Here is a 13414-nt window from a genome sequence, read left to right as displayed (position 1 = left end):
CTCATTGCTCATGTTGATGTTTTACGTATTCCAGCAGGGAAAGTGGGGGAACATCACGGGCCATTTGCCGCAGAAATCCCAGCCGGAAATCATGGTGTTCTACACAGCAGGGCATGACGATAAAGGTGGCCCGGCCGTTAATAAGCCGCGTATTGTACTGCTTTAGTCAATCTGTGACCAGATCACGTTCTCCCCAAATTTTTTAGTGGATTTTAGGGCATTGCTCAGGTGGAGAGTCGCATTTGATGGGGTTAACGGTAGAATACCTCCAGCATTGTAAGAGATTGTGTTATGAAACAATTTGATATTATCGTTGTCGGCGGTGGCATGGTGGGTGCGGCGGTGGCGCTGGGTCTTGCCAGACAGGGAAAACGTGTTGCTATGGTTGAGCGACGTGCACCGGAAGCTTTTTCCCCTGACCAGACTATGGACTTGCGTGTTTCCGCGATTTCACCGGCGTCCGTTTCCCTCCTCCAATCCCTTAAAGTATGGAATGACGTGCTCGCCATGCGTGTTTGCCCGTACCGACGTCTTGAAACCTGGGAACACCCAGAATGCCGTATCCGGTTCAGTGCCGACAGCATGGACCTGCAACAGCTGGGTTTTATCGTTGAAAACCGGGTTCTCCAGCTGGCACTTTGGCATGCCTGTGAGGCCCAGGAAAACCTGGACATCTTTTGCCCAGGCAATATTCTTGCTATGCGCCCTGAGAATCATGGACACAGTGTTGAGCTTGATGATGGCTCGATACTTTATGGTCATTGGCTGGTGGGCGCGGACGGGGCAAACTCCCATGTTCGTGATTACGCCAAGATTGGGGTAACCGTCTGGGACTATCGCCAGCATTGTATGTTGGTGAATGTGAAGACTGAGCTGCCGCAGCAGGATATTACCTGGCAGTGGTTTACGCCGGAAGGGCCGCGTTCCTTTTTACCATTACCGGGACATCAGGGATCGTTAGTGTGGTATGACAGCCCGGCGCGTATCAAATCCCTGTGTGCCATGTCTCCAACGGCGCTCAGGGATGAAATCCTGATGCATTTTCCCCGTGAGCTGGGTGATATTGAGGTGCTCCAGCAAGGCGCATTCCCATTAACCCGCCGCCATGCCCAGCGTTACTACAACCAACAGGTCGTGTTGCTTGGTGATGCCGCTCATACCATCAATCCGCTGGCCGGACAGGGCGTGAACCTAGGGTTTAAAGACGTGGATGCATTGCTGGATGTCGTCGCTGATGCAGGGGCGGACTGGGCGAATGTCAGCGTGCTGACAGCCTATGAGCGTAAGCGCAAGCCAGATAACCTTATCATGCAGACCGGTATGGATGTGTTCTATGGTGGCTTCAGCAATGACATTACACCGCTTAAACTGCTGCGAAATGTAGGGCTGAAGCTGGCTGAAAACAGCGGCCCGGTTAAGCAGCAGGTACTGAAATACGCCATGGGATTATAGCGAACCAATGGCGATTGGGTGTCTTGCCTATCGCCATTTATCCTGCGTCAGCGTAGCTTGTGTCAACGTGACTAGGTTCCGCAGAACGTTCTCAGGACGCGTTCTTCCGGGTTTGGTGGCGCTTGTAAATCGCGGTTTTCTTTACTCACGGCGTAAGGCGTTTTCAATGCCTCAGCCAATCGATTGAAACGTGAAAAGTCGTTCCTCTCCATCGCATCGTCAATCGCTTTTTCTACCTGATGGTTCCTTGCAATCAGTGCCGGGTTAGCCTGTCGCATTGCGTTCAATGCCTCTTCACTGTCATCTCTCAGCGATTGCCATTCACTGAGCCAGCGCTGGCCTTTTTCCTTGTTGTCGAACAGAGACAGCAATTCAGATCCTTCACTTCCGTTTGCGACTCTTGTCAGCGCATCAAAAAACAGGGTGAAATCAATGTGCTCGGATTCCAGCGTTGGCAAGGTGTGATTGACAAGCTCATCTGCTTTTTGTGAACCGGACGGAATCGCCAGTTTGGTCATCAACCCAGTCTGGAAGGCGTCCTGAAAAGTTGATACATAGGTGTTGAGTTTGTCTTCGGCAACCTTTATCGCCTCGTCTGAGTCATCAGCAAACAGTGGCAGCAAGGTTTCAGCAAGCCGCGACAGGTTCCAGTAGCCGATATTGGCCTGTTGGTCCCAGGCATACCTGCCATCACGGTCGATGGAGCTGAAAACTTTGCTGGCTTTGAACGCATCCATAAATGCGCACGGGCCAAAATCAATGGTTTCACCCACCAGTGACATATTGTCGGTATTCATCACGCCATGGATAAAGCCAACCAGCATCCACTTTGCAATCAGGTGTGCCTGTCTGGTGGCAATCGCCTCGAGCAAAGCAGGGTACTTGTCATCATGCCTGGAAAGATCCTGGAAATGATGGGCGATCAGGTGATCGGCCAGCGCTTGTACGCCGCGCTCTCCCAGTTTGGCATACGCATACTGAAACGAACCGACACGGATATGGCTGGCGCCGGTACGCACCTGAATGCCACCCGGCACCATTTGGTAGTCACGCATCACGGATTCGTCGGTGCCTAAAATGGCAAGGGTGCGGGTGGTTGGAATACCCAGACCAGCCATCGCTTCGCTGATAAGATATTCACGGATAACAGCGCCGACGGTTGCGCGTCCATCGCCGCCACGGGAATAAGGTGTTCTGCCTGAGCCTTTCAGCTGGACATCCACATACTCGCCTGCCTTGGTCTGACATTGACCCAGCATATGGGCGCGTCCATCACCCAGTAAAGGAGAGTAGTAGCCAAATTGGTGGCCTGCATATGCCATCGCAATGGGGTGGGTGGTTTTATAGTTGCCGTTGCCTGCCAGAAAGTGGATCCCGGCGGCATCTTCAAACCAGTCGGGGGAGAGCCCGTACTCATCGAGTAAGTCATGGTTGAGAGCAAGCAGGGAAGGGGCGTCTACCCGGCTTGGCGCGAGAGGGGTATACATCTCTTCAGGTAATGAAAGATAGCGCTGGTGTTTGATCGGGGTTTCAGTGGTCGCCATGACAGCATCATTCCTTGGTGAGCGAGATCCTAAGCCTACAAGGTTCAGTATGGCTTTCAACCACGTAAATATCAGGGAGATAAAAACGAAAAAAGCCCGCACTAAGCGAGCTCTTGAATATGGCTGGGGTACCTGGATTCGAACCAGGGAATGACGGGATCAAAACCCGTTGCCTTACCGCTTGGCGATACCCCAACAGTTACTTTGCTGTCTGTCAGCAAAGATTTTGGTGCGAAGGGAGAGACTTGAACTCTCACGTCCGTAAGGACACTAACACCTGAAGCTAGCGCGTCTACCAATTCCGCCACCATCGCATACCGTATTGTTTGTCAGTTTTTAACCTTGTCTGACGCTCATATCGAGCAAGGGGATTGGTGCGAAGGGAGAGACTTGAACTCTCACGTCCGTAAGGACACTAACACCTGAAGCTAGCGCGTCTACCAATTCCGCCACCATCGCATACCGTATTGTTTGTCAGTTTTTAGCCTTGTCTGACTCTCTATTGAGCAAGGTATTTGGTGCGAAGGGAGAGACTTGAACTCTCACGCCCGTAAGGGCACTAACACCTGAAGCTAGCGCGTCTACCAATTCCGCCACCATCGCAAATTTTTCCCCAGACTGGAAGCCTTCGCTTCCCGAGATTTGGCAGTTTCTCTTATCTGGCTGAAAGTCTCAAGACCTTCAGGATTAATGGTGGCTACGACGGGATTTGAACCTGTGACCCCATCATTATGAGTGATGTGCTCTAACCAACTGAGCTACGTAGCCAACCCGAAATATGGCTGGGGTACCTGGATTCGAACCAGGGAATGACGGGATCAAAACCCGTTGCCTTACCGCTTGGCGATACCCCAACAGTTACTTTGCTGTCTGTCAGCAAAGATTTTGGTGCGAAGGGAGAGACTTGAACTCTCACGTCCGTAAGGACACTAACACCTGAAGCTAGCGCGTCTACCAATTCCGCCACCATCGCATTGTTTTACACAGGAAAGGAGATGGTGGCTACGACGGGATTTGAACCTGTGACCCCATCATTATGAGTGATGTGCTCTAACCAACTGAGCTACGTAGCCATCTAAACTTTCCGGGGATGTCCCCCAAGTGCGGGGCGCATTATGCGAAGAAGCTCGGATGACGTCAACTTTTTTTCTTGGATTTTTTATCAATTCAGCGACTTCGCTGTGAAAATGAGCAGGATGAGCGGATTTATAACCATTCTTGGTGGTGAAAGCGGCTGTTTTTACGCTTTCTGAAGATAAAAAGCTGGTAAAAACCAGCTTTTTAACATTTTAGAGGTAGGCTGTTACACATTAAAGCGGAAGTGGATAACGTCGCCGTCCTGAACGATGTAGTCTTTGCCTTCCAGACGCCATTTCCCCGCCACTTTTGCACCGGCTTCACCGTTATGTTCGATAAAATCGTCATAACCGATGATTTCTGCCCGGATGAAGCCTTTCTCAAAATCAGAGTGGATCTTGCCTGCTGCTTGTGGTGCAGTTGCACCGACAGGGATAGTCCACGCACGCACTTCCTTCACACCGGCAGTAAAGTAAGTTTGCAGGGTTAAGAGCTCGTAACCAGCCCGGATAACGCGGTTCAATCCCGGTTCTTCCAGCCCCATTTCTTCCAGGAATACTGCTGCTTCTTCTGCGTCCAGTTCAGACAATTCGCCTTCGATTTCTGCACAAACCGCCACCACGGTAGCGCCTTCTGCTTCTGCAATCTCGCGCACCTGATCCAGGTAAGGGTTATTTTCAAAGCCGTCATCGTTCACGTTGGCGATGTACATGGTTGGCTTCATGGTCAGGAAGTTCAGGTAATCAATGGCTGCTTTTTCTTCTTTGGTCAGCTTCACAGAACGCAGCATTTTGCCTTCTTCCAGCACCGGCAACAGCTTTTCCAGTACTGAGATTTCAAACTTTGCATCACGGTCACCGCCTTTGGCTTTCTTCGCCTGACGCTGGATGGCACGTTCACACGCTTCCATGTCAGCCAGTGCCAGCTCGGTGTTGATCACTTCGATATCATCGGCTGGGTTAACTTTGCCCGCAACGTGGATAATGTTGTCATTTTCAAAACAACGGACAACGTGGCCGATAGCATCGGTTTCACGGATGTTTGCCAGGAACTTGTTACCCAGGCCTTCCCCTTTGGATGCGCCGGCAACCAGACCCGCGATGTCGACAAATTCCATCGTGGTTGGCAGTACGCGCTGGGGGTTCACGATCTTTGCCAGTGCGTCCAGACGCAGATCTGGCACGGGCACCACACCTGTGTTTGGTTCGATAGTACAGAACGGGAAGTTAGCCGCTTCGATACCGGCTTTGGTCAGAGCGTTGAACAGAGTTGATTTGCCGACGTTTGGCAGACCAACGATACCGCATTTAAAACCCATGAGATGGTAACCTTTCGTTGTAGAAACAGAATGATACCAATCAGATGAATACTCACTCATTAATCTGATTGGTACGCACGCATAGCCTTTGGCTTACTGCGCTTTAAATGTATGCAGGCGATTTTGCGCCTTAGCCAAATCGTCTTTCAGCAAAATGTCGATGCAGCGGACGGCTTCATCAACGGCCTGCTCGATTTGGCTGTGTTCATTGGCAGGCGCTTTGGTCAGCACATAACCTGCCACTTTGTCTTTGTGTCCCGGATGCCCAATCCCAACACGAAGACGATAGAATTCTTTGTTGTTGCCCAGTTTGCTGATGATATCACGCAGGCCGTTGTGCCCACCGTGCCCACCGCCTTTTTTAAATTTGGCAACCCCTGGTGGCAAGTCAAGTTCATCATGTGCGACCATGATTTGTTCTGGCTTAATTTGGAAAAAGTTCGCCAGTGCCGACACGGATTTGCCTGACAGGTTCATAAAGGTGGTGGGGATAAGCAGGCGCAGGTCTTCACCGCCTACACTGATTCTGGCTGTTAACCCGAAGTACTTTTTGTCTTCTTTGAGTGACACGTTATGGATGCGTGCTAACTCTTCCACTACCCAGGCGCCCGCATTGTGACGGGTTTTTGCATATTCCGGCCCTGGATTTGCCAGACCCACTAAAAGACGAATTTGATCGCTCACGGTGAGATTCTCGTTGTTCGGTGTTGACAGTCACTGGCACCACGGTAAAACTACCCAGTGCCAAAAGCGGCTTATCCTACCATTATCTGCGTAAAACAAAAATGCCCCGCAAAAGCGAGGCATTTTCGTTGCGAAAAGGAACGATTAAGAATCGAACATTGCAGAGATAGACTCTTCGTTGCTGATGCGACGGATAGCTTCAGCCAACATGCCAGATAGCGTCAACTGAGATACGCGACCGGTTGCCTGCATTTCTGCAGTCAGTGGGATGGAGTCAGTCACAATCACTTCATCAATCACAGAATCTTTGATGTTTTGTGGCGCGTTGCCAGAGAACACGGCGTGCGTTGCGTATGCAAATACACGTTTCGCGCCACGGTTTTTTAGCGCTTCTGCGGCTTTGCACAGGGTGCCACCGGTGTCGATCATATCATCAACGATGATGCAGTCACGGCCTTCAACGTCACCAATAAGGTGCATCACCTGAGAAACGTTCGCACGTGGGCGGCGTTTGTCGATGATTGCAATGTCAGTGTCGTCTAGCAGTTTTGCGGTTGCACGTGCACGTACAACGCCACCGATGTCTGGAGAAACCACCACAGGATCTTCCAGTTTCTTCGCCAGCATGTCTTCCAGAAGAACTGGTGTACCGAAGATGTTGTCCACAGGCACATCGAAGAAACCCTGGATTTGCTCGGCGTGTAGGTCAACAGTCAGAACGCGGTCAACCCCCACGTTTGACAGGAAGTCTGCGATAACTTTCGCAGTGATTGGCACACGCGCTGAACGCACACGGCGATCCTGACGCGCGTAACCGAAGTAAGGAATAACAGCAGTGATTCTGCCAGCTGATGCGCGACGCAGTGCGTCGATCATCACAACCAGTTCCATCAGATTGTCATTGGTTGGCGCACAGGTCGACTGGATAACGAATACGTCGCTACCCCGTACGTTTTCATTGATTTGTACACACACTTCACCATCAGAAAAACGGCTGACGGTAGCGTCACCCAAAGACATGTATAGACGATTCGCGATACGTTGGGCGAGTACAGGCGTTGCATTACCAGCAAACAGCTTCATATCAGGCACGGTGGAAAACCTCGGGGTTGCATCCATTGAGTGTTGTCTGTCTCATTGCGCTTTGAGTGTCGACAGTAGTGGAGAAGTATTCACACCACGTGCGACAAAGCCAGTGAGCCAGTCGGGCAATTTGTTAAACGTGGATCGCGCGTCCTGTTCGTCTTCAAATTCAGCAAAAACGCAGGCGCCGGTCCCAGTCAGTCTCGACGGCGCGTATTCTAGCAGCCACGAAAGAGCCTTATCAACCTCTGGAAACAACTCTCTGACTATCTTTTCGCAATCGTTTTCGTATTTTGTTGACAACAGCGCATTTAATGTGCGCTTAGGCGTATTTCGGGTCAGATCAGGGTGACCAAAAATTTTTGCAGTAGCGATGCTCACATCCGGTTTGGCGACCAGATACCATTTTTCTTCCGCTTCAGTTGGTTGCAGTAATTCGCCAATCCCCTCAGCAAACGCGGTGGTGCCGCGCACGAATACTGGCACATCTGCACCGAGTGTCAGGCCTATATCCGCCAGTTCATCAACCGATAACTGGGTTTGCCAAAGGTGGTTCAGGGCTACCAGCGTTGTCGCTGCATTGGATGAGCCACCACCCAGACCACCGCCCATTGGGAGCACTTTTTCCACGTGGATATGAGCGCCAAGCGAACAGCCGGTTTGGTTTTTGATAGCCATCGCCGCGCGGTAAATGAGATTTTCTTTAACTGTCACGCCGTCTATTTTCGGTGACAGGGTGACGTTACCGCTGTCATTGGGGGTAATCGAGAGCGTGTCGCCATAATCCAGAAACTGAAAAAGGGTTTGCAGGTCATGGTAGCCATTGTCACGGCGTCCTGTGATGTAGAGAAAAAGGTTGAGTTTGGCGGGGGCTGGCCAGGTCGTGGTGTTGTGCATCATTGCGGATAAACCCATTCAGAGATCACCAGGTTCACTTTTTGTTGGTTGAGTGTCATTTTAATTTTGGATGGCAGCAGGTTGTTGGTGTCCGCATCATAAGCGGTGTAATCCAACTGCCAACCCTTTTGGAGAGTATCGGTCTTGTTTTCACTGAGAGAAGCCAGCCGGTTATCTGCACCCAAGGTGTATGCGTTTTGCTCTGCAGGCAGGCCTTTTACCCAACGCATCATTTCATCAACAGGTAAGGCAATGCCGGTCAGCCGTTTCAGAAGACTGGCGGCGTTTCGGTCAACGTAGCGTTTGCCGTCACCATCAACCAAGACGGCGGCATCCGGTGTGGCATCAAGCTTGAATAGGGTACTGCCAAGGAAATTGCTCAGGCGCAGTGACAATTTATCCCCCTCCTGTTCCCAGACAAAATGGGCAGAGACCCGTTGTTCGGGGCTGATCAGTGCCACTTTGCCTTTGGCAGTAAAACGGGTGATGGCGGATAGCATTGCTTGGTGGGTTTGCCATTCAGTTTGGGGAATTGGTTGGGTGGAACATCCGGTCATCCCCACAAGGGTCAGTAAAAAAAGTACCAAGATGTGGTGATGTCTGAACATAAGCAAACTCCATATTTATTTTCTCTGCGCAGAGCAGAGAAGGGCAATGATTATATCGATGTAATGTTTAAAAATCTCTCTGATCAAGGTCAGTTATTGGGTATAAAGACCCTGAACGTGACTTGTTGAAAATAAGAACGAATAGCTTGTTAAGAAAGTGGGAAAGTCACACTTCTGCTTGTTATCGAGGATAGGAAACTAATGTTATCTTTTATTCGACGGGCCCATAAAGTAAAATTCACGGCTCGGATTTCACCTGGTGCTGTCGGTAATCTTGCTTAATGAGCTTGTTAGTTCTTGGAATTAATCACAAGACCGCTACGGTCGACTTGCGTGAGAAAGTCGCTTTTTCTCCGCAGCAACTTCGCGATGCCTTGCTCGATCTTAAAGAAAAGCAGGTGGTGCAGAGCGGGGTGATTGTGTCTACCTGTAACCGCACTGAAATCTACTGTGAAATCGACCAGCCCGGCCCCGGTGCGTTGGTCGATTGGCTTTGTGAATTCCATAATCTCGACAGTGAAGCGCTTCTTCCGTGTCTTTATACCCATCATGATCAGGCCGCCGCCCAGCATTTAATGCGTGTAGCCTGTGGGTTGGATTCTCTGGTGTTGGGAGAGCCGCAAATTCTGGGGCAGGTCAAGCAGGCGTATGCAGAGTCTGTCGAGCAAGATGCCGTGATGGGTTCGCTGGAACGCCTGTTCCAAAAAACGTTTACAGTTGCTAAACGCGTCCGAACTGAAACGGATATTGGTGGCAATGCCGTATCTGTTGCCTTTGCTGCTTGCTCTCTGGCACGCCAGATTTTCGAATCTCTGGAAACGTCTACAGCTCTGTTGGTCGGGGCGGGTGAAACCATTGAATTGGTCGCCAAGCACCTTTTTGAGCACAAGTGCCAGAATATTATTGTCGCCAACCGAACCCGGGAACGGGCAAAACCTTTTGCCGAAGCATTTGGTGCAGAGATCATTTCGTTGGAAGAAATTCCAGAGTATATGCACAAAGCTGATATTGTGATCAGCTCGACCGCCGCTCCTCTGCCAATCATTGGTAAAGGCATGGTGGAAAAAGCGATTAAAGCACGCCGTCACCAACCGATGCTGCTGATTGATATTGCAGTGCCAAGAGATATCGAAGAAGAAGTAGGCGAGCTGAACGACGCTTACCTGTATACTGTCGATGACTTGCACTCGATTGTGGAACGCAACCGCGACCAACGCAAGGCGGCTGCCATTCAGGCCGAGGCGATTGTTGACGAAGAAAGTGTCGGCTTTATGACATGGATGCGTTCCCGCGGGGCAGTGGACAGTATAAAACAATACCGCGCCCAGTCAGAAGCACTCAAAAATGAATTGCTCAGCAAGAGCTTACAAGCCCTCGCCAGTGGTGCAGACCCCAAAAAGGTGGTTATCGAGCTGAGCAATAAATTGACCAATAAACTGATCCATGCGCCAACTCAGGCCATGCAGGAAGCTGCCAGAAATGGCGACGAGCGTATACTGGAAACGCTCCGTCAGAGCTTAGGTCTGGATCCCCTGAAATAGTTTTTTAAATTGATATGAAACCATCTATTCTTGCCAAACTGGAAGCGCTCAGTGAGCGTTACGAAGAAGTGCAGCACTTGCTGGGCGATCCCAGTGTTATCTCTGATCAAGACCGGTTCCGCTCGCTTTCCAAAGAGTACAGCCAGCTGGAAGAAGTGATCAAGTGTTTCTCTGCCTACAAACAGGCGGAGAGCGATCTGGAAGCCGCTCAGGAAATGGCGAATGAAGACGATCCTGAAATGCGCGAAATGGCGCAGGAAGAAGTGAAGGCGGCGAAAGAAGACATCGAACGCCTGACGGATGAACTTCAGGTGCTGTTGCTGCCCAAAGATCCGAACGATGAGCGTAATTGCTTCCTCGAAATCCGTGCGGGTGCGGGCGGCGATGAAGCGGCGATTTTTGCGGGTGATCTTTTCCGTATGTATAGCCGTTTTGCTGAATCCAAAGGATGGCGCGTAGAAGTGATCAACGCCAACCATGGTGAACATGGCGGTTACAAAGAGATGATTGCCAAAGTGAATGGCGATGGTGCCTATGGCGTGATGAAGTTTGAGTCAGGCGGTCATCGCGTTCAGCGTGTTCCTGCGACTGAATCCCAGGGCCGTGTTCACACCTCTGCGTGTACCGTGGCCATTTTGCCGGAAATTCCGGAAGCTGAAATCCCGGAAATTAACCCGGCTGATCTGAAAATCGACACCTTCCGTTCGTCGGGCGCTGGCGGCCAGCACGTTAACACCACTGATTCTGCTATTCGTATTACCCACTTGCCAACGGGCACGGTAGTCGAGTGTCAGGACGAGCGTTCACAGCACAAAAACAAAGCCAAAGCTATGGCCGTTCTTGCCGCTCGCCTGATCAAAGCGGAAGAAGAAAAGCGTGCTGCTGAACAGGCGAGCACCCGCCGTAACCTGCTCGGTTCCGGTGACCGTTCAGACCGCATCCGCACCTACAACTATCCACAGGGCCGGGTGTCTGACCATCGTATTAACCTGACAGTGTATCGCTTGGATGAAGTAATGGAAGGCGATCTGGATTCACTGATCCAACCCATCATCCACGAATTCCAGGCAGACCAACTGGCGGCACTGGCTGAGCAACACTGATGCCCGTCACCATTGAAAATGCGCTGCGTGATGCAGCGCTTTTGTTAGCAGAACACCAAAGCCCCTCTCCGCGTATTGATGCGTCTGTGCTGCTTTGCCATGTCCTCGATAAACCCAGCAGTTACCTTTACACCTGGTCGGACAAAGTGCTGACGGAAGACGAGGAGGCGGCCTTCAATACGCTGCTGGAGCGCCGAAAATCCGGTGAACCTGTTGCCTATATCATTGGCTACCGTGATTTCTGGTCACTGCGCCTCAATGTTGAGCCGAGCACCTTAATCCCACGCCCTGATACTGAACGTCTGGTTGAGCTTGCCCTTGAGCGTTTGCCACAAGGTGACGGTGCGGTGCTGGATTTAGGCACCGGCACCGGCGCTATAGCCCTTGCCATCGCCAGCGAGCGAAAAGACATTGTAGTGACCGGCGTGGATCTTCGCGCCGAAGCCGTGGCACTGGCGGCAAAAAATGGGCTTGAAAATGGCATCAAAAATGCCCAATTTATGCAAAGCAGCTGGTTTAGCAATGTGCCGGCACAGCGCTTTTCCATGATTGTCAGCAACCCGCCGTATATCGACCCGGAAGACCCGCATCTGTCGCAAGGTGATGTGCGATTTGAACCGAAATCGGCGTTGGTTTCTGGTGAGCACGGTTTGGCCGATATCTGGGTTATCTGTCAACAAAGCCCGGAATACCTGGTTGATGGTGGCTGGCTACTGATTGAGCATGGATACGATCAGGGGAAAGCGGTACGCACGCTTTTTTGTGGTGCAGGATTCATCGATGTTGAGACGCAGCACGATTATGCTGGTCTCGATCGTGTTACCTTAGGGCGTTTTGTTCGCTAATACCAAAGGTCAACAGACCTATAACAACAAATCTAAAAGAGAGACTTACGGAACTATGTACATTGCATTGAAGCATACTCACCTGATGTTCATCGCCCTGAGCGTAACCCTTTTCATCATTCGCTTTGCATGGCGCATGATGGACAGCAAAATTCTGGAGAAAAAGTGGGTTAAAGTAGTCCCACACGTTATTGATACCATTTTATTGGGAACCGGTGTTGCTTTAATATTTATCACTGGTTTCTACCCGTTCACACCACAAGGGGTGTGGATGACTGAAAAACTGACCTGTGTCCTGGCATACATTGCCCTTGGTTTTGTCGCCTTGAAATACAGTCAGGGAACCATGTTCCGGTTGTTTGCTTTCTTTGGTGCTTTAGGTTGGGTCTATGCGGCCGCAAGCCTTGCTATGACCAAAACACCACATCTGTTGGGGTAAAAATGATCGCGTTTACGGACCAGGAATTAGATGAGCTGACATTGGTAGAGGGTGCGTTGGCATTGAACGCTGCCATTGATCCGGCGACATCCATGCATTGGGTTCGGGCGGAGCTTGAACTGCTGGCGAAGGATGCTGAAAATTTACTGGCAGGAGAAGCCAATGACGAACTGAGGTTGGAAGGCCTGCTGAGACTTTTCTATAAAGAATGGGGCTTTAAAGGTGACTTCGAGCAATACTTTTCCTCTGAAAATGCGTTTGTGGAAAAGGTGCTTAAGCGCCGTAAAGGGATTCCGGTGAGTCTCGGTGCGTTGTTTCTGTTCTTTGCTCATCGTCTGGATCTGCCGGTAGAACCTGTCGGGTTTCCGACGCAGTTGATACTCAAAGTCAGCTGGCACCACCGAGACGCGCAGTACATTAACCCGTTTGATGGCGAATTTCTGTCCGATCGGATCTTGCGAGGCTGGCTGGTGGGCAAAGAAGGGCCAACGGCAAAGCTGTATGCCGAGTATCTGAAAGTGACAGATAACCCAACATTGATTGGTCGTTGGTTGGCGGTGATCAAAAGCGCGCTGCTGCGTGAAGAAAATTACGCCATGGCGCTGCGTTGCAGTGAACTTGCGCTTTCTTTCCGCCCGGATGATCCGTATGAAATCCGTGACCGTGGCTATATTTTCCAACAATTGAATTGCGACTGGGTGGCGGCGGAAGACTACGAATATTTTATCGCTCACTGTCCGGACGATCCGGCGGCTGAGCTTTTGAAACTGCAGGTCAAAGTATTGACCGCACAGGCCCCTATTTTCCATTAATCAGGAACTCA

Annotated in this window: 13 protein-coding genes and 8 tRNA genes; 7 read left to right on the top strand and 14 right to left on the bottom strand. The window is 50.8% G+C overall.

Annotation, left to right across the window (positions count from 1 at the left end; genetic code table 11):
• The first annotated feature begins 10 nt into the window (after positions 1–10).
• Together AC6IB1_RS13040 and AC6IB1_RS13035 are read left to right on the top strand one after the other, a co-directional pair.
• Positions 11–166, top strand: coding sequence for a hypothetical protein (locus AC6IB1_RS13040; protein WP_497567014.1), 156 nt, complete (start codon positions 11–13; stop codon positions 164–166).
• A 125-nt stretch (positions 167–291) separates the two neighbouring features.
• The gene (locus AC6IB1_RS13035) at positions 292–1452 is read left to right on the top strand and encodes a 2-octaprenyl-3-methyl-6-methoxy-1,4-benzoquinol hydroxylase (RefSeq protein WP_497567013.1); all 1161 of its coding nucleotides are present in this window, start codon (positions 292–294) and stop codon (positions 1450–1452) included.
• 71 nt (positions 1453–1523) lie between these two features.
• Here AC6IB1_RS13035 and AC6IB1_RS13030 read toward each other — a convergent pair whose 3' ends face one another.
• From AC6IB1_RS13030 to lolB, 14 genes are all read right to left on the bottom strand, one after another.
• Positions 1524–2996 carry a protein adenylyltransferase SelO gene (locus AC6IB1_RS13030; protein WP_497567012.1) on the bottom strand — a complete coding sequence of 491 codons (1473 nt, stop codon included), beginning with the start codon at positions 2994–2996 and terminating at the stop codon, positions 1524–1526.
• 120 nt (positions 2997–3116) lie between these two features.
• Positions 3117–3191, bottom strand: a tRNA-Gln gene (locus tag AC6IB1_RS13025).
• A gap of 32 nt (positions 3192–3223) precedes the next feature.
• Positions 3224–3310: transfer RNA gene (locus AC6IB1_RS13020), tRNA-Leu, on the bottom strand.
• Positions 3311–3368: 58 nt separating this feature from the next.
• Positions 3369–3455 (bottom strand) — tRNA-Leu (locus tag AC6IB1_RS13015).
• A gap of 57 nt (positions 3456–3512) precedes the next feature.
• Positions 3513–3599, bottom strand: a tRNA-Leu gene (locus AC6IB1_RS13010).
• An 88-nt stretch (positions 3600–3687) separates the two neighbouring features.
• Positions 3688–3764: transfer RNA gene (locus AC6IB1_RS13005), tRNA-Met, on the bottom strand.
• Positions 3765–3775: 11 nt separating this feature from the next.
• Positions 3776–3850, bottom strand: a tRNA-Gln gene (locus tag AC6IB1_RS13000).
• A 32-nt stretch (positions 3851–3882) separates the two neighbouring features.
• Positions 3883–3969 (bottom strand) — tRNA-Leu (locus tag AC6IB1_RS12995).
• Between the two features lie 23 nt (positions 3970–3992).
• Positions 3993–4069: transfer RNA gene (locus AC6IB1_RS12990), tRNA-Met, on the bottom strand.
• A 230-nt stretch (positions 4070–4299) separates the two neighbouring features.
• Positions 4300–5391, bottom strand: a complete 1092-nt coding sequence (ychF, locus tag AC6IB1_RS12985; RefSeq protein ID WP_497567011.1) for a redox-regulated ATPase YchF — start codon at positions 5389–5391, stop codon at positions 4300–4302.
• A 93-nt stretch (positions 5392–5484) separates the two neighbouring features.
• A complete protein-coding gene (pth, locus tag AC6IB1_RS12980; RefSeq protein WP_497567010.1) occupies positions 5485–6075 on the bottom strand; it encodes an aminoacyl-tRNA hydrolase in 591 nt (196 codons plus the stop codon).
• A gap of 144 nt (positions 6076–6219) precedes the next feature.
• Positions 6220–7167, bottom strand: coding sequence for a ribose-phosphate pyrophosphokinase (locus AC6IB1_RS12975; RefSeq protein ID WP_005503641.1), 948 nt, complete (start codon positions 7165–7167; stop codon positions 6220–6222).
• Positions 7168–7209: 42 nt separating this feature from the next.
• On the bottom strand, positions 7210–8073 hold the full coding sequence (gene ispE, locus AC6IB1_RS12970; RefSeq protein WP_497567009.1) for a 4-(cytidine 5'-diphospho)-2-C-methyl-D-erythritol kinase: 864 nt from the start codon (positions 8071–8073) through the stop codon (positions 7210–7212).
• The gene (gene lolB / locus AC6IB1_RS12965) at positions 8055–8663 is read right to left on the bottom strand and encodes a lipoprotein insertase outer membrane protein LolB (RefSeq protein ID WP_497567008.1); all 609 of its coding nucleotides are present in this window, start codon (positions 8661–8663) and stop codon (positions 8055–8057) included. The genes ispE and lolB overlap by 19 nt, the downstream gene beginning before the upstream one ends.
• 281 nt (positions 8664–8944) lie before the next feature.
• Here lolB and hemA point away from each other — a divergent pair, with 281 nt between their 5' ends.
• From hemA to AC6IB1_RS12940, 5 genes are read left to right on the top strand one after another with little or no spacing between them, the layout of a single operon-like run.
• Positions 8945–10204, top strand: coding sequence for a glutamyl-tRNA reductase (gene hemA, locus AC6IB1_RS12960; protein ID WP_497567007.1), 1260 nt, complete (start codon positions 8945–8947; stop codon positions 10202–10204).
• A gap of 14 nt (positions 10205–10218) precedes the next feature.
• On the top strand, positions 10219–11307 hold the full coding sequence (gene prfA, locus AC6IB1_RS12955) for a peptide chain release factor 1 (RefSeq protein WP_005503637.1): 1089 nt from the start codon (positions 10219–10221) through the stop codon (positions 11305–11307).
• Positions 11307–12152 (top strand): peptide chain release factor N(5)-glutamine methyltransferase, encoded by an 846-nt coding sequence (gene prmC / locus AC6IB1_RS12950; protein ID WP_497567006.1) that lies wholly within the window; start codon positions 11307–11309, stop codon positions 12150–12152. The genes prfA and prmC overlap by 1 nt, the downstream gene beginning before the upstream one ends.
• A gap of 55 nt (positions 12153–12207) precedes the next feature.
• Positions 12208–12591, top strand: a complete 384-nt coding sequence (locus AC6IB1_RS12945) for a SirB2 family protein (RefSeq protein WP_497569143.1) — start codon at positions 12208–12210, stop codon at positions 12589–12591.
• A 2-nt stretch (positions 12592–12593) separates the two neighbouring features.
• Positions 12594–13403: a SirB1 family protein gene (locus AC6IB1_RS12940; RefSeq protein ID WP_497567005.1), complete on the top strand. Its 810-nt coding sequence runs from the start codon at positions 12594–12596 to the stop codon at positions 13401–13403.
• Positions 13404–13414: the final 11 nt, after the last annotated feature.

This window comes from Grimontia sp. THUN1695 (assembly GCF_059704325.2).
Note: the sequence above shows the minus strand (reverse complement) of the source record. Positions and strands in the feature narration are given on the sequence as shown.